The 23436-nt window shown below is 73.8% G+C and carries 22 protein-coding genes; 8 read left to right on the forward strand and 14 right to left on the reverse strand.

The window, feature by feature from the left end; all coding sequences use genetic code 11:
- Positions 1-241: 241 nt before the first annotated feature.
- The gene (locus ACIRBX_RS30530; protein WP_402301851.1) at positions 242-1003 is read left to right on the forward strand and encodes a CoA transferase subunit A; all 762 of its coding nucleotides are present in this window, start codon (positions 242-244) and stop codon (positions 1001-1003) included.
- 4 nt (positions 1004-1007) lie between these two features.
- On the forward strand, positions 1008-1730 hold the full coding sequence (locus tag ACIRBX_RS30535; protein ID WP_402301854.1) for a 3-oxoacid CoA-transferase subunit B: 723 nt from the start codon (positions 1008-1010) through the stop codon (positions 1728-1730).
- 76 nt (positions 1731-1806) lie between these two features.
- Here ACIRBX_RS30535 and ACIRBX_RS30540 read toward each other — a convergent pair whose 3' ends face one another.
- The 3 genes from ACIRBX_RS30540 to ACIRBX_RS30550 form a co-directional block, all read right to left on the reverse strand.
- Positions 1807-2673, reverse strand: coding sequence for a glycoside hydrolase family 6 protein (locus tag ACIRBX_RS30540; protein ID WP_402301856.1), 867 nt, complete (start codon positions 2671-2673; stop codon positions 1807-1809).
- A 482-nt stretch (positions 2674-3155) separates the two neighbouring features.
- Positions 3156-3869, reverse strand: coding sequence for a uracil-DNA glycosylase (locus tag ACIRBX_RS30545; protein WP_402301858.1), 714 nt, complete (start codon positions 3867-3869; stop codon positions 3156-3158).
- Positions 3870-4092: 223 nt separating this feature from the next.
- Positions 4093-4872 (reverse strand): HAD-IIA family hydrolase, encoded by a 780-nt coding sequence (locus tag ACIRBX_RS30550; RefSeq protein WP_402301860.1) that lies wholly within the window; start codon positions 4870-4872, stop codon positions 4093-4095.
- 321 nt (positions 4873-5193) lie between these two features.
- Here ACIRBX_RS30550 and ACIRBX_RS30555 point away from each other — a divergent pair, with 321 nt between their 5' ends.
- From ACIRBX_RS30555 to ACIRBX_RS30570, 4 genes are all read left to right on the forward strand, one after another.
- The gene (locus tag ACIRBX_RS30555; protein ID WP_402301862.1) at positions 5194-6150 is read left to right on the forward strand and encodes a lytic polysaccharide monooxygenase; all 957 of its coding nucleotides are present in this window, start codon (positions 5194-5196) and stop codon (positions 6148-6150) included.
- A 150-nt stretch (positions 6151-6300) separates the two neighbouring features.
- Positions 6301-7401 (forward strand): Gfo/Idh/MocA family oxidoreductase, encoded by a 1101-nt coding sequence (locus tag ACIRBX_RS30560; protein ID WP_402301865.1) that lies wholly within the window; start codon positions 6301-6303, stop codon positions 7399-7401.
- Between the two features lie 130 nt (positions 7402-7531).
- Entirely contained in the window at positions 7532-7825 is a 294-nt protein-coding gene (locus tag ACIRBX_RS30565; RefSeq protein ID WP_402301867.1) for a DUF6412 domain-containing protein, read from the forward strand.
- Between the two features lie 136 nt (positions 7826-7961).
- The gene (locus tag ACIRBX_RS30570; protein WP_402301870.1) at positions 7962-8831 is read left to right on the forward strand and encodes a YidC/Oxa1 family membrane protein insertase; all 870 of its coding nucleotides are present in this window, start codon (positions 7962-7964) and stop codon (positions 8829-8831) included.
- Between the two features lie 3 nt (positions 8832-8834).
- On the opposite strand, the gene ACIRBX_RS30575 is transcribed toward ACIRBX_RS30570, so the two are convergent.
- From ACIRBX_RS30575 to ACIRBX_RS30615, 9 genes are all read right to left on the reverse strand, one after another.
- Positions 8835-9893, reverse strand: coding sequence for an adenosine deaminase (locus ACIRBX_RS30575; protein ID WP_402301872.1), 1059 nt, complete (start codon positions 9891-9893; stop codon positions 8835-8837).
- Between the two features lie 61 nt (positions 9894-9954).
- Positions 9955-11244: a DUF445 domain-containing protein gene (locus ACIRBX_RS30580; RefSeq protein ID WP_402301874.1), complete on the reverse strand. Its 1290-nt coding sequence runs from the start codon at positions 11242-11244 to the stop codon at positions 9955-9957.
- 208 nt (positions 11245-11452) lie between these two features.
- Positions 11453-12751 carry a nucleotide sugar dehydrogenase gene (locus ACIRBX_RS30585; RefSeq protein WP_402302089.1) on the reverse strand — a complete coding sequence of 433 codons (1299 nt, stop codon included), beginning with the start codon at positions 12749-12751 and terminating at the stop codon, positions 11453-11455.
- 125 nt (positions 12752-12876) lie between these two features.
- Entirely contained in the window at positions 12877-13986 is a 1110-nt protein-coding gene (locus ACIRBX_RS30590; protein WP_402301876.1) for a glycosyltransferase family 2 protein, read from the reverse strand.
- On the reverse strand, positions 13983-14996 hold the full coding sequence (locus ACIRBX_RS30595) for a Gfo/Idh/MocA family protein (RefSeq protein ID WP_402301879.1): 1014 nt from the start codon (positions 14994-14996) through the stop codon (positions 13983-13985). The genes ACIRBX_RS30590 and ACIRBX_RS30595 overlap by 4 nt, the downstream gene beginning before the upstream one ends.
- Before the next feature lie 142 nt (positions 14997-15138).
- Entirely contained in the window at positions 15139-16284 is a 1146-nt protein-coding gene (locus ACIRBX_RS30600) for a DegT/DnrJ/EryC1/StrS family aminotransferase (protein ID WP_402301882.1), read from the reverse strand.
- 207 nt (positions 16285-16491) lie between these two features.
- Positions 16492-17451 (reverse strand): ATP-binding cassette domain-containing protein, encoded by a 960-nt coding sequence (locus tag ACIRBX_RS30605; RefSeq protein WP_402301884.1) that lies wholly within the window; start codon positions 17449-17451, stop codon positions 16492-16494.
- Positions 17452-17479: 28 nt separating this feature from the next.
- Positions 17480-18334 carry an ABC transporter permease gene (locus ACIRBX_RS30610; RefSeq protein WP_402301887.1) on the reverse strand — a complete coding sequence of 285 codons (855 nt, stop codon included), beginning with the start codon at positions 18332-18334 and terminating at the stop codon, positions 17480-17482.
- Entirely contained in the window at positions 18327-19172 is an 846-nt protein-coding gene (locus ACIRBX_RS30615; RefSeq protein ID WP_402301888.1) for an ABC transporter permease, read from the reverse strand. The genes ACIRBX_RS30610 and ACIRBX_RS30615 overlap by 8 nt, the downstream gene beginning before the upstream one ends.
- Before the next feature lie 320 nt (positions 19173-19492).
- Here ACIRBX_RS30615 and ACIRBX_RS30620 point away from each other — a divergent pair, with 320 nt between their 5' ends.
- Entirely contained in the window at positions 19493-22003 is a 2511-nt protein-coding gene (locus ACIRBX_RS30620) for a transglycosylase domain-containing protein (RefSeq protein ID WP_402301889.1), read from the forward strand.
- Here the strand turns inward: ACIRBX_RS30620 and ACIRBX_RS30625 are convergent.
- A complete protein-coding gene (locus ACIRBX_RS30625; protein WP_402302091.1) occupies positions 21994-22296 on the reverse strand; it encodes a GroES family chaperonin in 303 nt (100 codons plus the stop codon). The genes ACIRBX_RS30620 and ACIRBX_RS30625 overlap by 10 nt on opposite strands.
- 177 nt (positions 22297-22473) lie before the next feature.
- On the reverse strand, positions 22474-22815 hold the full coding sequence (locus tag ACIRBX_RS30630) for a DUF3618 domain-containing protein (protein WP_402301892.1): 342 nt from the start codon (positions 22813-22815) through the stop codon (positions 22474-22476).
- A 144-nt stretch (positions 22816-22959) separates the two neighbouring features.
- Between ACIRBX_RS30630 and bcp the strand changes: the two genes are divergently transcribed.
- Positions 22960-23436, forward strand: coding sequence for a thioredoxin-dependent thiol peroxidase (gene bcp / locus ACIRBX_RS30635; RefSeq protein ID WP_402301893.1), 477 nt, complete (start codon positions 22960-22962; stop codon positions 23434-23436).

Here is a 23436-nt window from a genome sequence, read left to right on the forward strand (position 1 = left end):
TGGATTCCGGAACCGTAGGTGCGCCACCTGCCCCGCGACATGTGACGGGATGACGCAGCAGCACCCGGGATTGTGTGACGGACCGCCATATCGCCGCGCCCGGCTGCCGAAGGGACCCACCGGGTGTGCCGCGCGCCCATGGCACCCACGCACCCCATGGCTCCGACCCCCATGGAGGACGCCCGGCCGCCCGGTGAGGGTGGAAGCGCAGCAAACCCCCAACCCTCATGAGGTGACTTCCTTGGACAAGGTCTTGGAATCCGCAGCCCGTGCGGTCGAGGACATCCCCGACGGCGCCACCCTCGCCGTGGGCGGCTTCGGCCTCTGCGGCATCCCGAGCACCCTGATCGGTGCCCTGGCCGAGGCCGGGACCACCGACCTCCGGGTGGTCTCCAACAACTGCGGTGTGGACGACTGGGGCCTCGGCCTGCTGCTGCGGGCCGGTCGGATCGCCCGGATGACCTCCTCCTACGTCGGGGAGAACAAGGAGTTCGCCCGCCGGTACCTCTCGGGCGAGTTGGAGGTGGAGCTCACCCCGCAGGGCACGCTCGCCGAGCGACTGCGCGCGGGCGGCGCCGGCATCCCCGCCTTCTTCACCCCGGCGGGCGTCGGCACCCAGGTCGAGGAGGGCGGCCTGCCGTGGCGGTACACGGCCGACGGTGAGGTCGCGGTGGCCTCACCGCCCAAGGAGACCAGGGACTTCGGCGGCCGTCGCCACCTGCTGGAGGAGGCCATCACCACCGACTTCGCCCTGGTCCGTGCCGAGCTCGCGGACCGCCACGGCAACTGCGTCTTCCACGCCACCGCCCGCAACTTCAACCCGCTCTGCGCGAGCGCCGGCCGGATCACCCTGGTCGAGGCCGACCGGATCGTCGAGCCCGGTGCGATCCCGCCGGACGCTGTCCACCTGCCCGGCATCTACGTCGACCGGGTGGTCTCCGCCGACCCGGACGACCGCCGGATCGAGCGTCGCACCGTCCGCACCGACTCCCGGGGGCACTGAACTCATGACCACCCACAGCACCACGACCACTAACACCACCACAACCACACGCACCACCACTGACACGGCGAGCGCGGAAGGCACTTCCGGCACTGCGGGAATCGCAGATCCCCGACACGCCCTCGCCGCCCGCGCCGCACGGGAGCTGCGCGACGGTCAGTACGTGAACCTGGGCATCGGCCTGCCCACCCTGATCCCCGATCACCTCCCGCCCGGCGTGCACGTGGTGCTGCACTCCGAGAACGGCGTCCTCGGCGTCGGGCCGTACCCCGTCGCCGGGGCCGAGCACCCGGACGTGATCAACGCGGGGAAGGAGACCGTCACGGTCGCCGACGGTGGCGGCTACTTCGACTCGGCCGTCTCCTTCGGCATGATCCGGGCCGGCCGGATCGACATCTCGGTCCTCGGCGCGATGCAGGTCTCCGCCTGCGGTGACCTGGCCAACTGGATGATCCCCGGCAAGATGGTCAAGGGCATGGGCGGCGCGATGGACCTGGTGCACGGCGCCCGCCGGGTCATCGTGGTGATGGAGCACACCGCCAGGGACGGCTCCCCGAAGATCGTGGACGAGCTGTCACTCCCCGCCACCGGCCGGAGGGTCGTCCACCGGATCGTCACCGAGCTGGCGGTCATCGACGTGACGCCCGAGGGCCTGCGGCTGGTGGAGGTCGCTCCGGGGCACACCTTCGAGGAGGTCCAGGCCGCCACCGGCCCCCGCCTGCTCTGACCGGATCGCGCTCCGCCGACCGCATCCGCCAACCGCGATCGGCCGACCGCGATCCGCCGACGCGGTGCCGGTCATGTCAGGCGGCTCCGGCCAGGCCGAGGGCGTAGGACAGCCAGAACTCCCCCGCCGCAGGCTCCCCCCGGCCGCAGTCGCCGTCGGACTCCCCCGGGATCTTCACCCAGAGCAGCGCATCCAGCCCCTCGCGCCCGGTCCGGGTGGTCGGTTCCTGCCCGAGGGCACGCCCGGGCGGGTTGCACCAACTCCCGCCGCCCGGAGCACCGTTGCCGTTCCGACTGGTGTCGATCACGAAGTGCTTGCCGCCGAGCGCCGCCGACACCTCCCGCCCGTAGGCGTAACTCTGGTCGGTGGGGAAGAAGTTGGAGACGTTGAGGGCGAAGCCGTCGGCCGCGCCGACCCCGGCCCGTTCCAACGCGCGGGCCAGGGCGGCCCGGTCACGGACCCAGCCGGCGTTGCCCGCGTCGAGGTAGACGCGCACCTTCGGGTTCTTCTTCAACTCCTTCACCGCGTGAGCCAGCAGGGCGGAGCGGTCAGCGCCGGCGTCAGCACAGCCCTCCACCGCGTGGGCGACCGCGTCCGGCTCCAGCACCACCCAGGCCGGGCGGTCGCCCAGCCCCGCCGCGATCCGGCCGATCCAGGCCCGGTAGGCCGCACCGTCCGCGGCCCCGCCCGCCGAGTAGAGGCCGCAGTCCCGGTTCGGGATGCCGTAGGCGACCAGCAGCGGCACCCGCCCCTCCGCCGCCGCCCGTCTGCTCTGCGCTTCGGCGAGTTGCCCGGCGTCGGCGCCGGTCAGCCAGAGTGCCGCTGCGCTCCGGGCGATCCGCTCCAGCGCGACGGCCTGCGGTCCCCCTACCTGCCCGGCGGCCCGCCGGGCCGCCCCGAAGGGCGAGACGTAGAAGGCCGTGGGCCCGGGCGTGGTGGCCACGGCGGAGGGAGCGGGCGCGGGCGCCGAGGCGGCTGGGGGCGAGGAGACCGGGGCCACCGGAGCAGCGACGGAAGCAGGGGCGGAGGCAAGCGGAGAGGGCAGTTCAGGAACCACCGACGGTGGGACCACGGTGGACGGAGCGGTGGCGGATGCCGCCACGGACGGCGGGGCGAGCGACCGGCCGTCCGGTTGACCGGCACCGCTGCCACACCCCGCCAGGGCGACCAACGCCCCGACCGCCATCAGCACCGTCGCCGACCTCAACGCCTCGGCCCTCGATGCCTGAGCCCTCAACGCCTCAGCCCTCGACGCCGCCACCGCCGACGCGTCCCTCAGCCGCCCTGCCATCCGCCGTCTCCCCAGCCGCCCGAAAACACCGACACCCGTGATCGCCCCCGGCGGTCAGCCTTGCACAGCACGACCGCACCGATCACGGGTGTCCGTCAGGAAAGACGTACGGAGGAGGGAGAGGACCGGCGCGATCAGCCCTTGAGCTCGGCGAGCTTCGGCAGCTGCCAGTCGATCGGCTCGCCGCCGAAGCCGGCCAGCGCCTCATTGATCTGGGAGAACGGCTTGCTGCCGAAGAACAGCTTGGCCGAGAGCGGCGACGGGTGGGCGCCCTGCACCACCACGTGGCGGCTGGTGTCGATCAGCGGGAGCTTCTTCTTCGCGTAGTTGCCCCAGAGCACGAAGACGCAGGGCTCCTCGCGGTCGCTGACCGCCGAGATCACCGCGTCGGTGAACTTCTCCCAGCCCTTGCCCTTGTGGGAGTTGGCCTCGTGGGCGCGCACGGTGAGCACCGCGTTCAGCAGCAGCACGCCCTGCTCGGCCCAGTTCATCAGGTAGCCGTGGTCGGGCGCCGGCACGCCGAGGTCGGCGTCCAGCTCCTTGTAGATGTTCCGCAGCGACGGCGGGATCTTGATGCCGGGCTGCACCGAGAAGCTCATCCCGTGCGCCTGGTTGTCGTCGTGGTACGGGTCCTGACCGAGCACCAGCACCCGGACCTTGTCGTACGGGGTCGCCGCCAGCGCCGCGAACTCCTGCCCGCTGGGCGGGAAGACCTGGTGCTCGGCTCGCTGGGCGGCCACGAAGTCCGTCAGCTCCGCGAAGTAGGGCTTCGCCAACTCCCCGGCCAGCGCCGCCTGCCAGGACTCCGGCACCTCGAACGCCGCCACCGTCTCCACCAACTCCGTCACGACCCACTGCCTTTCACGACAAACCCGAGCCACCCGAGTGGCCCGAGGGCTCGAACGCCCGTAAACCGTCTCCAACACCCCGAACGCTACACACTCCCGCCGACACCCCCGCCGATACGCCCGAACCGGAAGCGGCAGACCCCCCGCAACCACCGAAGACCGGCATCAGGAAGCCCCCGCGGCCACCGGAGACCGGCCGCAGGGGCTTCCCAGGAGGAACGCGTCAGATCAGGTCGATCAGGTCGGCGACCGACTTGGCCACCCGGGTCGGCCGGTACGGGAAGCGCTCCACGTCCGACTCCGCCGTCAGACCGGTGAGGACCAGGATGGTCTCCATGCCGGCTTCCATGCCGGCCACGATGTCGGTGTCCATCCGGTCGCCGATCATCACGGCGGACTCGGAGTGGGCCCCGGCGGTGTTCAGCGCCTCGCGCATCATCAGCGGGTTGGGCTTGCCGACGAAGTACGGGTCGACGCCGGTCGCCTTGGTGATCAGCGCCGCGACCGAACCGGTGGCCGGCAGCACGCCCTCGGTGGACGGACCGGTCTCGTCGGGGTTGGTGCAGATGAAGCGGGCACCGGCGTTGATCAGCCGGATCGCCTTGGTCAGCGCCTCGAAGCTGTAGGTGCGGGTCTCGCCGAGGACCACGTAGTCCGGGTCCTTGTCGGTCAGCACGTAACCGGCCTGGTAGAGCGCGGTGGTGAGACCGGCCTCGCCGATCACGTACGCGGTGCCGCCGGGGCGCTGACCCTTGAGGAACTTGGCGGTGGCCAGGGCGGAGGTCCAGATGCACTCCTCCGGCACCTCCAGGCCCATCCCGGCCAGCCGGGCGCTCAGGTCGCGCGGGGTGTAGATGGAGTTGTTGGTCAGGACCAGGAACGGCTTCCCGGACTCGCGCAGGCGCTGGATGAACTCCTTCGCCCCGGGGATCGGGGTGCCCTCGTGAATGAGGACCCCGTCCATGTCGGTCAGCCAGGACTCGATGGGCTTGCGCTCTGCCACGTGCGTGTCTCCCGAAATCGTGCGAGGTGGAACGAGGTCGAACGGGTACTGCGGCTGCCCCGACTGGCCCCCAGCCTAATCCGCACGCGTGGCCGATCGCAGCACTGCCCGCCCACCGGACGCCGGGATCCGCCCCGGGAACGACCCCTCATGCCCATCTCAATGCAGCCTTAAAGACGCCCTAACGATCTGAAGGGCCGTCAACTACCGGCCGCTCCCTGGCTACCGTCTCCTCAGCGACCCCACATCGCCGACCGCGGCGGCCCCACACCGCCGCACCCGGTGACCCCCACCGCTGAAAGCCGATCGGAGCACCCACCCATGTCCATCCGCCGCACCGCAGCCGTGCTGACGCTGGCCGGCACCGCGTTCGCCTCCACCGTGCTGGGCTCCGGCACCGCCTCCGCGCACGGCTCCCTGCAGAATCCGCTCAGCCGGGTCTACGGCTGCTACCTGGAGGGCCCGGAGCAGCCGAAGTCGGCCGCCTGCAAGGCGGCCATCGCGTTCGGCGGCACCCAGGCCATGTACGACTGGAACGGTGTCCGGATCGGCGACGCGGCCGGCCGCCACCGCCAGCTGATCCCGGACGGCCGGCTGTGCAGCGCCGGTGCCAACGAGTTCGTCGGCCTGGACCTGGCCCGCAACGACTGGCCGGCCACCAACCTCACGCCCGGCGCCAAGACCAACTTCAAGTTCCGCGCCACCGCGCCGCACCGGGGCACCTTCCAGCTCTTCCTGACCAACAGCACCTACAACCCGAACGTTGCGCTGAGCTGGTCGAACCTGGAGACCACCCCGTTCGCCAGCATCACCGACCCCCAGGTGGTGGACGGCTACTACACCTTCCCCGTGACCGTCCCGACCGGGAAGACGGGCCGTCAGCTGATCTACGCGATCTGGCAGCGCTCGGACAGCCCGGAGGCCTTCTACACCTGCTCGGACGTCACCTTCGACGGCACCGGGGCGGCCCCCGCCGTCGCCCAGGCGGTCGCCCCGGGCACGGACGCCGCCGCCCACCACGACCACAACGCCGTCCCCGTCGCAGCCCCGGCCGCCCCGGCTGCGCCCGCCGCCCAGCCCGCTCCCGCCGCTCCCGCCGCCCAGCCGGCCGCTGCTGCCCAGCCCGCCAGCGCCGGCACGACCCAGCAGCTGGCCGAGACCGGCACCGACCGCTCCACCGGTCTGATGACCGCCGTCGGCACCTCCTTCCTGCTGGCCGGCGGCACCATGGCCTTCCTGCACCGTCGCCGCCGCGCGACCGCCCAGCCGACCCGCTGACCCGCAGACCCACCCGCGCCCCACCCCCGCCCGCCCCCACCCCAGACGCCCCGGAGCGGCCCGAGTGCCCCTGGAGCGGACCCGGTGCCGGGCAGCCACGCCGTGACGCGGCACGGCTGCCCGGCACCACCGTCGTGGTTGGGTAGGGACATGAGCAGCACTCCCCCCTCCCCCGCACGCACCCCGTTCCGCGTCGGCCTGGTCGGCTACGGCCTGGCCGGTTCCGCCTTCCACGCGCCGCTGATCGCCACCACCCCCGGGCTGCGGCTGGACGCGGTGGTCACCGCCAACCCCGACCGCCGCACCCAGCTGAGCGAGCAGCACCCCGACGCCCGTCCGTTGGACACCCCGGAGCAGCTCCTCGACGAGGCCGCCGCCGGGCGGATCGACCTGGTGGTGATCGCCTCCCCGAACCGCACCCACGTGCCGCTGGCCCGGGCCGCGCTCACCGCCGGGGTGCCCACCGTGGTGGACAAGCCGCTGGCCGCCACCGCCGCCGAGGCCGCCGGGCTGTGCGCGCTCGCCGAGCAGCGCGGCGTCCTGCTGTCGGTCTTCCAGAACCGCCGCTGGGACGGCGACTTCCTGACCGCCCGTCAACTGGTGGACTCCGGCGCGCTCGGCCGGGTGCACCGCTTCGAGTCCCGCTTCGAGCGCTTCCGCCCCAAGCCCAAGCCGGGCTGGCGCGAGCTGGCCGACCCGGCCGAGGTCGGCGGCACGCTGTACGACCTGGGCAGCCACCTGGTGGACCAGGCGCTCACCCTGTTCGGGCCGGTCGACACCGTCTACGCCGAGATCGAGACCCTGCGGGACGGCGCGGTGGTGGACGACGACGCCTTCCTCGCGCTCTCGCACGCCTCGGGGGTGCGCTCCCATCTGTGGACCAGCGCGCTGAGCCCGCTCGGCGGCCCGCGCCTGCGGGTGCTCGGCGACGCGGCCGGCTACGTCAAGTACGGCATGGACCCGCAGGAGAACGAGCTGCGGGCCGGTCACCACCCCGCCCCCGGCACCCCCTGGGGCACCGAGAGCCCGGCCGCGTACGGCGTGCTCGGCACCGACGACTCCTCCGTCCCGGCCCCGACCGCCCCCGGCGACTACCCGGCCTACTACGCGGGCATCGCCGCCTCGCTGACCGACGGCACCCCGCCTCCGGTCGACCCCCGGGACGCGGTCGCCACCCTCACCGTCCTGGAGGCCGCCCGCACCTCGTCCGCCACCGGCACCACCGTCCGGCTCGAAGGCACCGACGGCTGACACCCCCCGGGAGGGGCCGAACGGAGCCGAGCACGGCTGACGGAACCCCGTCCGCAGCCTGCCGGATGTGCGTACGATGGCCGTACCGCACGCACACACGCTCACGCACCAGTCCGAGGAGGTCCGGCCGATGTCGCTGCTCGCCGTACTCCTCGGCCTGGTCCGCCTGCTGACGGGCGATCAGCTGGTCTCCTCCGGCGGCTTCGGCGCCGTCGCGGCAGCCGCCACCCTGGTCCTGCTGGCCGGGGTGGCCGCCGCCGCGCTGGCCACCGCCCGGCTGCTCGGCGCCCGGGCCCCGAGCGCGGTCCGCGACCGCTCGCTGCGGCGCCGGGCCTACCGTTCGGCCTTCCTCCCCCAGCGTGATCCGGACGCCCGGGGCCGTCGCCGCCCCAGGGCGCCGGGCGCGGCCCCGACGGCCGCCTGAGCCCGCGTCACCGCTCACCGTCGGGACCGATCACACCGCTCGACGGCCGTCCTCCGTCTGCCTCTCACCCCGCGCGCCCGCCTGCCCGCAGGCCGCCACCGCGCGCCCCCTGAGACCCCGGAGGGCTCACCCCGTCATGTCCGTGTTCACCCTGCTCGACCCCGTCGTCGGGCTGGCCCACGACGCCGTCGCGGCGCTCGCCGCCCACCTGCCGACCGCCCTGGCGATCGTCCTGTTCACCGTCGCCGTCCGGCTGCTGCTCCACCCGCTGGCCCGCTCCGCCGCCCGGGGCGAGCGGGTCCGGGTCCGGTTGGCCCCGCAGTTGGCCGAGTTGGGCCGCCGGCACGAGGGTCGGCCGGAGCGGCTGCGCGAGGCGACCGCCGAGCTGTACCGGCGGGAAGGGGGCTCGCCGTTCGCGGGCTGCCTGCCGATGCTGGCCCAGCTGCCGTTCTTCACCGTGATGTACCGGCTCTTCACCACGCCGAACGACCTGCTCGGCGCGACCCTGTTCGGTGTCCCGCTCGGCCTGCACCCGGGCTCGGCCCACAGTGGGCCCGAGCTCGCGCTGTTCGCCGCCGTGTTCGCCGCCCTCACGGCCCTCGGCTGGCTCGGATTCCGCCGCGCCCGACGGACGGTGGCGGCCCAGCCCGGCCCGGCGGCCCCCGGGGCCGGGATCGCGCCCTACCTCTCCTACGGCACCGCGCTGTTCGCCGTGGTGCTCCCGCTCGCCGGAGCGCTCTACCTGCTCACCACCACCGCCTGGACCCTGGCCGAACGGGCCTGGCTGCAGCGCGGCACCGACCCCACGGCGGGAGCCGGTGCCACGCCGACGACGGCCGGGCTCACGACGACCGGCTCTACAACGACCGGGGCAACGACGGCCGGGGCCAGGAAGGCCCGGCCCAGGAGGACCGAGTCCACGAAGTCCCGGTCCCTGACCGCGAGGAAGGCGAGTACCGCGAGGGGGACGAGGAAGGCGAGGAGGACGAGGAAGGCGAAGGCCTGAGTCTCAGCCCCGGTCCCACCCGGCCAGGTACCGGTCGATCTCACCGATCAGCCGGGCCTTGCCGGGTGCGTCCAGGAAGCTGGCCTCGACGGCGTTGCGGGCCAGCCCGGCCACGCCCGTCTCGTCCAGTCCGAGCAGCCGGGCGGCCACCTCGTACTCGGTGTTCAGGTCGGTGCCGAACATCGGCGGGTCGTCGCTGTTGACCGTCACCAGCAGCCCGGCGTCCACCATCTGACGGATCGGGTGCTCCTCCAGCCGCTGCACCGCCCGGGTGGCGATGTTGGAGGTCGGGCAGACCTCCAGCGGGATGCGGTGCTCACCGAGGAAGTCCAGCAGGGCCGGGTCCTTGACCGCCTGGGTGCCGTGGCCGATCCGCTCGGCGCCCAGCACCCGGATCGCGTCCCAGACCGTCTCGGGGCCGGTGGTCTCGCCCGCGTGCGGGACCGAGCGCAGGCCGGCCGCCCGGGCCCGGTCGAAGTAGGGCTTGAACTGCGGGCGCGGCACGCCGATCTCCGGGCCGCCGAGGCCGAAGCTGACCAGCCCCTCGGGGGCCAGGTCGACGGCGAGGCGCGCGGTCTCCTCGGCAGCGGCCAGCCCGGCCTCGCCGGGGATGTCGAAGCACCAGCGGAGCACCACGCCGAGGTCCTTCTCGGCCGACTTCCGGGCGTCCTCGATGGCCTCCATGAAGGCCACGTCCGGGATGCCCCGGCTGACCGAGGAGTAGGGGGTGACGGTCAGCTCGGCGTAGCGGATGTTCTGCCGGGCCATGTCCTCGGCCACGCCGTAGGTGAGGGCGCGGACGTCCTCGGCGTCCCGGATCAGGTCGACCACACTCAGGTAGACCTCGATGAAGTGCGCGAAGTCGGTGAAGGTGAAGTACTCGGCCAGCGCGGCCGGGTCCAGCGGCACCTTGGTCCGGCCCTCGTGGCGGGCCGCCAGCTCGGCGACCACCCGGGGGGAGGCGGAGCCGACGTGGTGGACGTGCAGCTCGGCCTTGGGCATCCCCGCGATGAACGCCCCGATGTCCCGCTTGCTCCCGGTGCTACCGGCGCCGTCAGCCACTGCGTTCTCCTTCGTACGGTGTGGTCGGGGTCATGCTAACTCCGTCGCTCCCGACCCACCGTCAGCCGCCCAGCGCCACCGCCACGGTGTGGATCAGCAGCCCGGCCAGCGCGCCGACCACGGTGCCGTTGATCCGGATGAACTGGAGGTCCCGGCCGACGTTGGCCTCGATCTTCCGGGAGGCGTCGTCCGCGTCCCAGCCCGCCACGGTGTCGGAGATCAGCGCGGTGATCTCGGCCCGGTAGTTCTGCACCACGTACCCGGCCGCGTCCTGCAGCCAGCCGTCCACCTTCGACTGCAACCGCCGCTCGGTGGCCAGCTTGTGCCCGAAGTCGCGCAGGCCGTCCCGGATCCGGCGGCGCAGCTCGCTGTTCTCGTCCTCGGCGGCGGTCAGCACCAGGGTCCGGACGGCGGCCCAGGAGGAGGCGATCAGGTCCTGCACCTCGGGACGGGCCAGCAGGTCGTCCTTGGCCCGTTCGACCCGGGCGATGGTGGCCGGGTCCTGCTGGAGCTCGACCGCGAAGTCGGTCAGGAAGGCGTCGACCGCACCCCGGGCCGGGTGCCGCGGGTCGTCCCGGATGTCGGTGACGAAGCGCATCAGCTCCTTGTAGACCCGCTCGCCGACCTGGTGGTCGATGAAGCGCGGGGTCCAGCCGGGGGTCTTCTGGGTGATCCGCCCCACCACGTCCTGGTGGTGCTCCGTCAGCCAGGCGTGCACCCGGACCGCGACCAGGTCGACCACCCCGTGGTGGCCGCCGTCGGCCGCCACCTTGCCGAGCAGTCGGCCGGCCGGTTCGGCCACCGAGGTGGCGGCGGCCCGGCGGGTGACCGCCTCGGCCACCACGGCCTGCACGTCGTCGTCGTTGAGCACCGCCAGCACTCCGCGCAGCGCGGCCGCCGCCTCGCTGGTCACCCGCTCGGCACCGCCCGGCGCGGCCAGCCACTCGCCGAGCCGCCGGGCGATGCCGATCCGGGCCAGCCGTTCGCGGACCACCGGGGCGGAGAGGAAGTTGTCCCCGACGAAGTCGCCCAGCGACTGGCCGAAGGCGTCCTTCTTGGTGGGGATGATCGCGGTGTGCGGGATCGGCAGCCCGAACGGGCGGCGGAACAGCGCGGTGACGGCGAACCAGTCCGCCAGCGCACCCACCATCCCGGCCTCGGCCGCCGCCGCGACGTACCCGGCCCAGGCACCCGCCCCGGCCGCATCGGCCCAGGTGGCCAGGCCGAACACCACCGTGGCCAGCACGAACAGCCCGGTGGCGAACAGCTTCATCCGCCGGACGCCCCGGCGCTTCTCCTCGTCGGCCGCGGTGAACCGGACTCCGGTCCCGGCCGTCTGATCGGCACTCACCCCGCCAGTCTGCCCCGGACCTCCCCCGGAAGCGGCCGGGGCACGGTGGAGTTCAGGGGCAGTTCCGGGTCACCCCGAGGAGTTCAGCCCCCGACCGCCGGCCACCGTGGTACCGATCCGACCCGGAACGGGCGGGCCGGCCGGGCGACCGCCGGACGGCCGGACGGCCCGAGTCCCCAAGGGCCGGGCGGGCAGGCCCAGGTGTCCGCTACGAGCCGCCCCCACCGCCCAGCACGATCCGGTGCACCCCGGCCCAGCGCTCCGGGTCGGTGATCCGCCGGCCGTCCAGCAGCACCCGCACCCCGGGCAACTGCTCGGCCCCGAGGGTCCGGTACTCCTCGTGGTCGGTCTGCACGATCGCCGCACTCACCGGCTCGCCCCGGTGCGGCGGCAGGCCGAGCGCGGTCAGCTCCTCGGCCCGGTAGAGCGGGTCGGCGACGTACGGCCGGGCCCCGGCCGCCCAGAGCGCGTCCACCAGCGGGAAGACGCCGGAGCAGGCGGTCTCCCGGACCCCGCCCCGGTACGCCGCGCCGAGCACCAGCACCGGACGGTCCGTCAGGTCCAGCACGGCGGCCAGCCGGTCCACCGCGTGGGCCGGCATGGCGAGGTTGGCCTCCCGGGCGGCCCGGACCACGGTGGCGGAGGGGTCGCCCCAGAGGTAGAGCCGGGGGTAGACCGGGATGCAGTGGCCACCGACCGCGACACCGGGCCGGTGCAGGTGGCTGTAGGGCTGGGAGTTGCACGCCTCCGCGACCTCGGCGAAGTCCACCCCGATCCGGTCGGCGTAGCGGGCGAACTGGTTGGCCAGCCCGATGTTGACGTCCCGGTAGGTGGTCTCGGCCAGCTTGGCGAACTCGGCCGCCTCGGCCGAGGCCAGCGTCCAGACGCCGTTCGGCCGGGGCAGGTCGGGCCGGGGGTCGAAGCTCAGCACCGACCGGTAGAACTCCGCGCCCTGCCGGGTGGAGCGTTCGTCGATCCCGCCGACCAGCTTGGGGTAGCAGCGCAGATCGGCGAAGACCCGGCCGGAGGAGACCCGTTCGGGGCTGAACACCAGGCCGAAGTCCGCCCCGGGGCGCAGCCCGGAGCCGGCCGCGAGCCGCTCGGCCACCCGGCCCCGGGTGGTGCCGACCGGCAGGGTGGTCTCGTACGAGACCAGCGTCCCGCGCCGCAGCCCGGCCGCGACCGCGTCGGTGGCGGCGTCCAGCAGGGTGAAGTCCGGGCTGTGGTCGGGCGCGGTGAGCAGCGGCACCGCGACCAGCACCACCGAGGCGGCGGCCACGGCGGCAGCGGTGTCCCCGCCCGCCGTCAGCCGGCCCTCGGTGACGGCCCGCTTCAGCCGCTCGGCCAGCTCGGGCTCCCCGGGGAACGGCGGTTCGCCGTCGTTCACCTGACGGACCACCAGGGGCGCGGTGTCCACGCCGAGCACCCGCCGCCCGCTCGCGGCGCACTGGACCGCGAGCGGCAGGCCGATCTTCCCCAGTCCGACCACGCAGACCGTCCGGTCCACCTCGGCCCGCGTCCCGCCGTCCGGCACCTCTCCCACCACGGCCGCTACCTCGCCCACCACACCCACCGCCTCGCCCGCCACACCCACCGCCTCACCCGCCGTGCCCACCACGTCCACCTCTCCCGTCAGCCCCCGCTCACCCGCGCGGTGAACTTCCGCCACCCGGCCCGGCGCCGGAGCTCCTTCCGGGTCCGCTCGGGCACCACGTCCCGCCAGAGCTGCCGGGGCAGCACCAACCGCTCCCCGGACACCCCGGCCTCGTCCTCGACCAGCCCGCGCACCGCCCGGCAGCGCCCCTCGGCCGCCAGCTCCAGCCGCAGCCGCTCGGCGGTGCCCAGCTCCGGGAGGACCGTGCAGTGCTCCCGCACCAGTCGGCCCACGCCCTCCACCAGCCGCCGCTGCTCACCCGGCGTCAGCTCCAGCAGGCCCTCCCGGAGCAGTTGCGGGACGTCCCAGCCGAAGTGACGGAGGTTCAGCGCCCGGCGCTCCGGGCTGCCCGGTCCGGTGAGCTGCTCGACCACCGCGAGGATCGCCTCCAGCCCGCGCAGCCGGTTGAGCAGGCCGGAGCGGACGGTGACGTTGCCCCGGTCGGCCCGCAGCACCGCGTGGTAGCAGTCGTAGTCGGCCACCACCGAGACCGGCCCCTCGGCCCGCAGCAGGGCCTGCAGGGTGAACGGCTGGTCGGAGTAGACCGGCAGGTCCTCCCGGCGGCGGATGCCGTACCGCACCAGCGGCTCCCGGCGGAACAGCTTGGTGTCGGAGAGCGCCCAGGCCAGCGCCGAGTCGGCGAAGCCGACCGACGGCGCGCTCCGGTCGAAGACGCCCTGCGGGACGTGCCGTCCGCCCTCGCCGACCATCCGGCCGAGCACCACGTCGGAGCCGTACCGGTCGGCGGCGGCGACCATCCGCGCCAGCGCCTCCGGGCCGAGCCAGTCGTCCGCGCCCAGGTAGAAAACGTAGCGGCCCCGGGCCAGGTCGGTGGCCCGGTTGCTGGGTGCGGCGGGGCCGCCGGAGTTCGCCTGGTGGACCACCCGGAACAGGCCGGGGTGCCCGGCCGCGAACCGGTCCAGCTCGGCGCCGCTGCCGTCGGTGGAGCCGTCGTCCACCGCGATCACCTCCAGCCGCCCGGGGCCCAGGGTCTGCCGCACCAGGGAGCTCAGACAGACCGTCAGGTACGGCATGGTGTCGTAGACCGCGATGACCACCGTGACGTCGGGGACCCGGTCCGCGCTCATCCCGCCACCTCCAGCGGCACCGGACGCCCGGCGGCGGCCAGCACCGACTCGGCGACCGTGACGGTGCGCAGGCCCTCGGCCAGCGGGACGATGGTGGCGGGGCGTCCGGCCACCGCCTCCCGGAACTGCTCGTGCTCGCTCAGCAGCGGCTCCCGCTTGGGGAAGGCGTACCGCACCACGTCGCCCTCGCTCACCCCCCGGAAGGCCCGCACCAGCTCCCACTCGGTGGCCACCGCGCCGTTGGCGTGCAGGGTGAGGTCACCGGTGAGGGTGTCGGCCACCAGGCAGCCGCGCTCGCCCGTCACCGCGACCTGCCGCTCCTTCTGCGGGCTGAGCCAGTTCACCAGGTGGCTGACCATGGTGCCGTCGGCCAGCGTGCCGACCACCGCCACCATGTCCTCGTGCGGACGACCGCTCTTGCGCACCGTCCGGGCGGCCACCGAGGCGTACGCCTGCCCGGTGATCCAGCCGGTCAGGTCGATGTCGTGGGTGGCCAGGTCCTGCACCACCCCGACGTCCGCGATCCGCTGCGGGAACGGGCCCTGACGGCGGGTCGAGACCTGGTAGACCTCCCCCAGCTCGCCGGCCGCCAGCCGGGTGCGCAGCTGCTGGAGCGCCGGGTTGTACCGCTCCACCTGGCCCACCCCGGCGGTGAGTCCCTCGAAGGCGGCCACCAGCCGGCCGGCCGCCCGGGAGTCCGGGGCCAGCGGCTTCTCGATCAGGGCGGGGAGCCCGGCCTCGGCCAGCCGGAGCCCGACCTCCTCGTGCCCGGCGGTGGGGCAGGCCACCACCGCGTAGTCGATGCCGAGGTCGAGCAGCCGCTCCAGCTTGCGCAGCACCGGGACGCCGCAGGGGCCCGCTCCGCCCGAGGGGTCGACCACGCCGACCAGTTCGACCCCGGGCAGGGCGCCCAGCACCCGGGCGTGGTTACGGCCCATCGCGCCGAAACCGACCAGCCCGGCCCGCAGCGGCTCGGCCCGCAGGGGCGCGGCCCGCCGCTGTCGTCCCACCGCACGTGCCCGGCTCACGACCACGGGGGCCGCCTCGGTCCCGGCCCCGGATCGCGCCCTCGCTCCCGGCCTCACCCCCGCCCCGGTCGCTGGTCCCGCCCCTGCCCCAGTAGCTGCCCCCGCCCCCGTCCTCGTCCCCGGCTCAGGCGACCGCACTCGGCACCGCCCCGCCCACCCGGTCGGCCACGCCCAGGGCGTCCCGGACGGCCGCCACCACCCGCGCCAACTCCCCTTCGGTCAGCGAGGGGTGGACCGGCAGCGACACCACCTCGGCCGCCGCCCGCTCGGTCTCCGGCAGCTCCCACCACCCCACGAACGGCGGCAGCCGGTGGATCGGCACCGGGTAGTACACCTCGGTCCCGACACCCGCCGCCGCCAGCGCCGCCCGGAAGGCGTCGCGCTCGCCGGCCGCGATCCGGACGGTGTACTGGTGGTAGACGTGCCGTGCGCCGGGGGCCACCACCGGTGTCCGCAGCCCGGCCCCCGGAGCACCGGCCGGCAGTCCGCCCCGCAGCCCGGCCAACTCACGGTCCAGCAGAGCCGCGTGGGCCCGCCGCCGCTCGTTGGCGGCCGGCAGCCGCCGCAGCTGGACCCGGCCGACGGCGGCCGAGACGTCCGTCATCCGCAGGTTGGCGCCGACGATCTCGTTCCGGTAGCGCTGCTCCATGCCCTGGTTGCGCAGCAGCCGCAGCTGCCGGGCCACCGCCGGGTCGGCGACGGTCACCATGCCGCCCTCCAGGGCGTGCATGTTCTTGGTCGGGTAGAAGCTGAAGCAGCCGGCCTCGCCGAACGCGCCGACCGAGGTGGCACCGAGCGCCGCGCCGTGCGCCTGGCAGGCGTCCTCGACCACGGCCAGGCCGTGCCGCTCCGCGAGCCGCCCCAACTCGCCCATGGCGGCCGGGTGTCCGTACAGGTGGACGGGCAGCAGCGCGGCGGTCCGCGGGCCGACGGCGGCGGCCACGGCGGCCGGGTCCAGGCCGAAGGTGCCGGGCTCGATGTCGGCGAAGACCGGTTCGGCCCCGGCCAGCCGGACGGCGTTGGCGGTGGCGGCGAAGGAGAACGAGGGCACCACCACCTCGTCGCCCGGCCCGATGCCCAGCGCCACCAGGGCCAGGTGCAGCGCGGAGGTCCCGGAGTTGACGGCCACGCACTCCCGGCCGTCCACCAGCTCGGCGAACTCCTGCTCGAAGGCCGCGACTTCGGGCCCCTGGACGACGGCACCGCTGCGCAGCACCCGGACCGCCGCCGCGATCTCCTCGTCCCCGATCACCGGCCGTGCCACCGGCACCCGCCCGGACTCCGCCCGCACCGCCGACGCCGGCTCCGAGCCCGCCGCCGATGTCGGCTCCGGTCCGTCCGACCGACCGGTCTGCCCCGCCATCCCCGCCCAACTCCTCGCGCCCGTCCGGTACTCCGGGATGTCAACGAGCCGTGACACCCCGGAGTCACCGATTCCACTCTCCCGAGTGAACGGGCGTCAGCACGGAGCACCGGTTCAGCCGATCGACACCTCGGCGTACATCCGGGCGATCACGTCCTCGATGGCCGGCTCCCGGACCGAGAGGTCGACCAGCGGGTAGCGCGCGGCCACCGCGGCGACCAGCGGGGCGGCGCTCTGGGTGGCCGGGAAGGCCAGCCACTGCCGCGGCCCTTCGACCCGGACCAGCCGGGCGCCGGGCAGCTCGATCGCCGGGCCCGGCTCGGCCAGGTCGACCACCAGGGTGCGCTCACTCTCGGCCGCCGCGTGCAGCGTGTCCAGGCCGCCGTCGTGCACCACCCGGCCGTGGTCGATCACCATCACCCGGTCGCAGAGCTGTTCGATGTCGGTCAGGTCGTGGGTGGTGAGCAGCACGGTGGTGCCCTGGTCCCGGTTCACCTCGCGCAGGAACTCGCGCACCCGGGCCTTGCTGACCACGTCCAGGCCGATGGTCGGCTCGTCCAGGTAGAGCACCCGGGGGCTGTGCAGCAGGGCCGCCGCCAGGTCGCCGCGCATCCGCTGGCCGAGCGAGAGCTGGCGCACCGGGGTGTCCAGCAGGGCTCCCAGGTCCAGCAGTTCGACACAGCGGTCGAGGTTCTGCCGGTACCGGGCGTCCGGGATGCGGTAGATCCGCCGGGCCAGCTCGTACGAGTCGCGCAGCGGCAGGTCCCACCAGAGGGTGGTGCGCTGGCCGAAGACCACGCCGATCCGGCGGGCCAACTGCACCCGCTCCCGGGCAGGTTCGACCCCGGCCACCCGGAGCCGGCCGCCGGTGGGCACCAGGATGCCGGTGAGCATCTTGATGGTGGTGGACTTGCCGGCGCCGTTGGGCCCGATGTAGCCGACGCACTCGCCGGCCTCCACCCGGAAGCTCAGGCCGTCCACCGCACGGACCGTGCGCTTCTCCCGGCGGAACCGCCCGGTCTTCGCCCGCACCGTGAACTCCCGGCTGACGTCGTCGAGTTCGATCAGGGACATGTGTCGGTACCTCTTTCGGTGAGCGCGGTCAGTTGCCGGTGCCCCGGTAGGCCCGCAGTCCGACCCGCCAGGCCAGGCCGGCGGCCAGCACGCAGAGCAGGGCGGCCAGCGGGGAGGCGAAGCGGAACGCCTCGGGCAGGCCGAGCGGGTCGGGTCGGCCGAGGATGTGCAGCGCGGGCAGCCAGTTGACGAAGGCCAACGGCAGGCCGAAGACGGTGCCGGCCACCAGCTCCTTGGCGAAGATGGTCGGCGGGTACTGGAGCAGGGTGCCGCCGCCGTAGGTGAAGGCGTTCTGGAACTGCTCGGCCTCTCCCCACCAGAACTGCACGGTGGCGAAGCCGATGAAGACGGTGCAGAAGATCACGCTGCCGCAGACCAGCATCACCGCCAGCAGCAGCACCCTGTCCACCGTCCAGCTCACCTCCAGCCGGCCGATCGCCCAGGCCAGCACCGCGGCGGCCTGGATCGGGCGGCCGACCCGGCGCAGCGTGAAGCGTTCCGCGCAGAGCTGGGCCAGCACGGCGGCGGGCCGGATCAGCATGATGTCCAGGGTGCCGGTGCGGATCCGGTCGCCGAGCGCGTCCACGCAGCCGACCAGCAGATTGGCCATCCCGAGCGCGAAGCCCGAGGTGCCGTACAGGAAGGCGAGCTCGGCCAGCGACCAACCGCCGAGCTGCTCGGTGTGCTGGAACATCAGCAGGATCACCACGAAGTCCAGCGCGGTGACCACGGTGCTGGCCACCAGCATCATGGTGAAGGAGGCCCGGTAGGCCATGCTGGCGCGGTTCCACATGACCGCCACCAGCCACCAGGAGTGCAGCGCCCGGCCGGTCTTCGCCAGGAGGCCCTGCCGGGCGAGCCGGAGCCCGTGGGTGTCAGCCACCCTGGACCACCACCTTCCGGGTGGCCAGCAGCTGTACGCCCCGGCCGAGTGCCAGCAGGACGACCGCCCAGGCGAGTTGGAAGCCGAGCCCGGCGAGCAGGGCGCCTCCGGTGCGCCGCTCCAGCAGCACGTCGGTGGGGATCTGCACCATCCCGGACCACGGCAGCACGGCGGCCAGGGTGCCCAGCCACCCCGGGTAGACCACCACCGGGAGCAGGGCACCGGAGAAGAACATCGAGACCACCACGGCCACCGAGCGGATGCCCTCGGAGTCGTGCAGCCAGAAGCCGGTGAGGGCGACCAGGTAGCGCAGCCCGAAGCTGACCACCACCGCCAGCAGCACCGAGACCAGGAAGGCCGCCCAGACCAGCGGGTCGACCGGGAGGGCGAAGCCGAAGGCCAGCGCGCCGACCACGGTCGGCGCCAGGCCCCGGCCGAGCAGGTGGAAGCCGGCCCGGCCGAGGTCGGTGGCCAGCCACCAGCCCGTGAAGTCCACCGGACGGTAGAGGTCGACGGCGATGTCCCCGGTGCGGAAGCGCTGCTGGACGTCGTCCTGGAAGCCGCCGCCCCAGACCGCGACGGTGACCAGCAGCGACTGGCTGATCCAGATGTAGGCCACCGCCTGCTCGGCGTCGTAGCCGCCGAGGCCGGGCCGGGCCTGCCAGAGGGCGAGGAAGGTGTAGGCCAGGATGAAGCCGAAGACGGTGTTGGTGAAGACCCCGGCCAGGGTGGCGGCCCGGTAGGTGGAGTAGCGGCGGAACGCCCCGGCGGCCACCCCGAGGTAGAGCCGGGCGGCTCCCCCGGTATCCGGTGGGCGAAGCCGCTGTGCGAGCAGCATCATTTGTCTCCTTGTCGACTTACCGGCGCGCACACGGGCGCGCGGCGGGCAGGGCGGAGCGCACGGCAGGAGAGCACCCGGGGGCAGACCGGAGCGGCTCCGACCGGCTGACCCCCGGGGGTGCCGGGTGTCGCGGGCGGAGCTGGTGGCCTGTGCGGGAACCTGCCGCGCTATGGGGTTGTCACCTTTCAACGTACCGCTGCCCGCTGCGGCGCGCAGCCGAATTACCGACGCCCGTCGGCACGGTCGGCACCACGCCCGCCACCCCGTCGAGACCGTCAAAACATCTGATTCAGCATCAATTCGCCCATACTTCCCCCATGGACCAGCAGCCGGAGCCCGCGCAGCCGGGACCCCCCTCCCCCGACGGTCTGGAGTCGGAGGACTTGGCCGAGGGCTCCCGGCGCGACCGCCGTCGCGCCCGGCGCGCGGCCCGGAAGGCGCGCCGCCGGGCCCTCCCGCTCTGGCGCCGGGCGGTACCGACCTGGCGGATGGTGCTCGGCACCCTGCTCACCCTGCTGCTGCTCGGCCTGGCCGGCTTCGTGACGCTCTACCTGATCGTCCCCGTCCCCGACCCGAACACCCGGGCGGTGGCCCAGAGCAACGTCTACTACTACGCCGACGGCACCACCGAGCTGGCCCGCACCGGCACGGTGAACCGCCAGGACGTGCCGATCCGTCAGATCCCGCTGGAAACCCAGCACGCGGTGATCGCCGCCGAGGACCGCAGCTTCTACCGGAACAAGGGCGTGGACCTGCGCGGCACCGCCCGGGCCGCCTGGAACACCGCGACCGGCAAGGGCACCCAGGGCGGCTCCACCATCACCCAGCAGTACGTCAAGAACTACTACCTGACGCAGGACCAGACCCTCTCCCGCAAGGTCAAGGAGCTGTTCATCGCGCTCAAGGTGGACCAGCGGCAGAGCAAGGACGAGATCCTCCAGGGCTACCTGAACACCAGCTACTACGGCCGCAACGCCTACGGCGTCCAGACCGCCGCCAAGGCGTACTACGGCGTGGACGTCTCCCGGCTGACGGTCGGTCAGGGCGCCTACCTGGCCGCCCTGCTCCAGGCGCCCAGCGCCTTCGACGTGAAGACCGCCACCCCGGCGAACCGGGCCCGGGCCCTGGCCCGGTGGAACTACGTGCTGGACGGCATGGTCACCCTGGGCTTCCTGGACGCCGCCGCCCGGGCCACGACCACCTTCCCCGAGCCGGTCGACCCGCAGCCGCTGACCGGCCTGGGCGGCCAGGCCGGGTACCTGGTGGAGATCGCCGAGAACTACCTCACCGGGGCCGAGGTGCTGGACGCCGCCACCCTGAAGGCCGGCGGCTGGCGGATCACCACCACCTTCGACAAGGCCCGGCAGGACGCCTTCGTCCAGGCGGTCAAGGACGAGCTGACCGCCGAGCTGGACCCGGCCGCCCGGCCCTCCACCGACACCGACGTCCGGGTCGCCGGGGCCTCGGTGGAGCCCGGCACCGGGAGGCTGGTGGCCGCCTACGGCGGGCCGGACCACAGCAAGCAGCAGTACAACGACGCGCTCCGGCAGGACAACCAGGTCGGCTCCACCTTCAAGCCCTTCGACCTGGCCGCCGGTCTGGAGGGCGGCCGCACCCAGGACGGGCGCCCGATCACCACCCGGACCGTCTACGACGGCTCCACCCGCCGCCCGGTGGTCGGCGGCCCGACCGCCTACGCGCCGCCCAACGAGGACGACGTGGACTACGGCTCGATCACCCTGCGGTACGCCATGGTGAAGTCGGTGAACGCGGTCTACGCCCAGGAGGGCGTGGACGCCGGCCTGGCCAAGGTGCGGGACACCGCCGTGAAGCTCGGACTGCCGGACACCACCCCCGGCATGGACCCGGCCAACTCCTCGATGACCCTGGGCACCTCCACCCCCAGCGCGGTGGACCTGGCCGCCGCCTACGCCGCGCTCGCCAACCACGGCCAGGCGTACGCCCCGTGGGCCGTGCTCAAGCTGGAGCGCTCCAGCGGCTTCACCGACCTGCCCGAGCTGCCCGCGCACCCCGCCCGGGAGGCGGTCTCCCGGGGCACCGCCGACGCCGTCACCGACGTGCTCCAGGACGTGATCGCCCCCGACGGCACCGGCGCCCGGGCGCTGGGCCTGGGCCGCCCGGCGGCCGGCAAGACCGGCACCACGGACAGCAACCGGTCGGCCTGGTTCGCCGGGTACACACCCGAACTGGCCACCGTGGTCGGCCTGTTCAGGGAGAACCCGACCACCCACGCCAAGGAGTCGCTGGCCGGCACGGCCGGGTACAACCGGATCAACGGCGGCGCCTTCCCGACCCAGATCTGGACCGCCTACATGACCGGGGCACTGCGCGGCACCCCCGTCCGGCAGTTCGACCTCCAGCCCGGCCAGGGCAACGCCCAGCCGACCGACGCCGCCTCACCCTCGGCCACGACCAGTCCCTCACCGACCAGTACCCCGAGCCCCACGCCCGAGGACCCGACCACCGGCCCGAGCCCGACCCCCGTGTCCCCGCTCTCCCCGTCCCGGCTGCCGAGCCGCACGCCCTCGGTCACACCCACCGCGCCGCTCTCCCCGTCGGGCAGCCGCTCCCCCTCGCCGACCGGACCGGCCGTCCCGCCGAGCCGGAGCCCGGCGGCCAGCCGGGTGCCGGATCCGACCGTGAGCCAAGGGCAGGTGAGCCCAGGTCAGGTGAGCCCGGGTCAGGTGAGCCGGAGTCAGGCCGCCCAGAGCCAGCCGGCGAGCCGGACCCAGGGCCCGGGCCAGGGCCAGCAGGCCGCCGGGGCCCGCCGCCCCGAGTCCCCGTCAGCGGCTCCGGGTCAGAGGTAGAGCCCGGTCGAGCCCTCCGCGTCACCGAACCGGGTGGCCGCCACCGCGTGCAGGTCGCGCTCGCGCAGCAGCACGTAGGTCGCGCCGCCCACCTCGACCTCCAGCTTGTCCTCCGGGTCGTAGAGCACCCGGTCACCCGGCTCCACCGAGCGCACGCTCTGGCCGACGGCCGCCGCCTCGGCCCAGGTGCAGCGCTTGGACAGCTCGGCGGTGGCCGGGATGAGGATGCCGCCGGTGGAGCGGCGCTCCCCCTCGCTGCCCTCGGTCTTCACCAGCACCCGGTCGTGCAGCATCTTGATCGGCAGCTTCTCGCCCAGCCGGTCGTGCCGGGTCGGGGCCTGCTGCTCGTTCCGCTCTTCGTTCACGTCCCCGACGGTACCCGGCCACCCGGCCGGGCGTGACGCCGGACCGGAATGCGGGAACGGGGCCGGGCCCGATGGGCCCGACCCCGTCCGGTCACCGCGCGGGGCTCAGCCGCGCCGACGCCGGCGCACCGCGCCGACCAGCAGCAGCACGCCGACGCCGACCAGCGCGGCCGGCACGATCCGGTCCGGACGCGGCTGCCCCTTCTCGTCGGTGAACTGCGCCTTGAGCTGCTCCACCGCACCGCTCGTGGCCACGTACGCCCGGCCGGCCTTCTCCTCGACCGAGCCGACCACCTTGGCCTTGGTCTGCGCGGCGATGGTGCTCGGGTGCACCCGGACGGCCAGCTCGTCCAGGGTCGCCGCGAGCTGGGTGCGGGTGCGCGCGATGTCCGCCTCGATCTGTGCGGTGGACCGCCCCGCCTTCTGCTCTGCTCCGGCCTTGCCCACTCGGGCCACCCCTTCTCACTCGGTCTTCCGCTACGACAGGTGTCAGTCTGTCAGCTCGCCGCCCGGGCCGCGCAGTGCCACCCACCAACGGAGGTAGGTTGGCGACGGCACGACCCACGAGCGAGCACGAGGAGAAGCCCCACCATGAGCGAGCGCCTTCAGCCCGGCGACACCGCCCCCGCCTTCACCCTGCCGGACGCCGACGGCAACCAGGTCTCCCTCGCCGACCACCTCGGCCGCAAGGTGATCGTCTACTTCTACCCGGCCGCGCTCACCCCCGGCTGCACCAAGCAGGCCTGCGACTTCACCGACAACCTGGAGGTCTTCGCGGGCTCCGGCTACGACGTGATCGGCATCTCGCCCGACAAGCCGGCCAAGCTGGGCAAGTTCCGCGAGGCCGAGAACCTCAAGGTCACCCTGCTGGCCGACGAGGACCACGCGGTGCTGGAGGCGTACGCCGCGTACGGCGAGAAGGTGAACTACGGCCGCACCTACCAGGGCGTCATCCGCTCCACCGTGATCGTGGACGAGCAGGGCAAGGTCGAGCGCGCCCTCTACAACGTCAAGGCCACCGGCCACGTCGCCAAGCTGCTCCGCGACCTGAAGATCGAGACCGTCTGA

Origin of the sequence: Kitasatospora sp. NPDC096147 (assembly GCF_044763225.1) — a bacterium.
In the GTDB taxonomy this organism is placed as follows: Bacteria; Actinomycetota; Actinomycetes; order Streptomycetales; family Streptomycetaceae; genus Kitasatospora.

What these genes read in the sequence shown, in the direction of transcription:
- ACIRBX_RS30605 (WP_402301884.1), bottom strand. Translation starts at nt 17,451, where the DNA reads ATGTCCCTGATCGAACTCGACGACGTCAGCCGGGAGTTCACGGTGCGG.
- ACIRBX_RS30560 (WP_402301865.1), top strand. Translation starts at nt 6,301, where the DNA reads ATGAGCAGCACTCCCCCCTCCCCCGCACGCACCCCGTTCCGCGTCGGC.
- ACIRBX_RS30615 (WP_402301888.1), bottom strand. Translation starts at nt 19,172, where the DNA reads ATGCTGCTCGCACAGCGGCTTCGCCCACCGGATACCGGGGGAGCCGCC.
- ACIRBX_RS30620 (WP_402301889.1), top strand. Translation starts at nt 19,493, where the DNA reads ATGGACCAGCAGCCGGAGCCCGCGCAGCCGGGACCCCCCTCCCCCGAC.
- ACIRBX_RS30570 (WP_402301870.1), top strand. Translation starts at nt 7,962, where the DNA reads ATGTCCGTGTTCACCCTGCTCGACCCCGTCGTCGGGCTGGCCCACGAC.
- ACIRBX_RS30555 (WP_402301862.1), top strand. Translation starts at nt 5,194, where the DNA reads ATGTCCATCCGCCGCACCGCAGCCGTGCTGACGCTGGCCGGCACCGCG.
- ACIRBX_RS30590 (WP_402301876.1), bottom strand. Translation starts at nt 13,986, where the DNA reads ATGAGCGCGGACCGGGTCCCCGACGTCACGGTGGTCATCGCGGTCTAC.
- ACIRBX_RS30565 (WP_402301867.1), top strand. Translation starts at nt 7,532, where the DNA reads ATGTCGCTGCTCGCCGTACTCCTCGGCCTGGTCCGCCTGCTGACGGGC.
- ACIRBX_RS30535 (WP_402301854.1), top strand. Translation starts at nt 1,008, where the DNA reads ATGACCACCCACAGCACCACGACCACTAACACCACCACAACCACACGC.
- bcp (WP_402301893.1), top strand. Translation starts at nt 22,960, where the DNA reads ATGAGCGAGCGCCTTCAGCCCGGCGACACCGCCCCCGCCTTCACCCTG.
- ACIRBX_RS30625 (WP_402302091.1), bottom strand. Translation starts at nt 22,296, where the DNA reads ATGCTGCACGACCGGGTGCTGGTGAAGACCGAGGGCAGCGAGGGGGAG.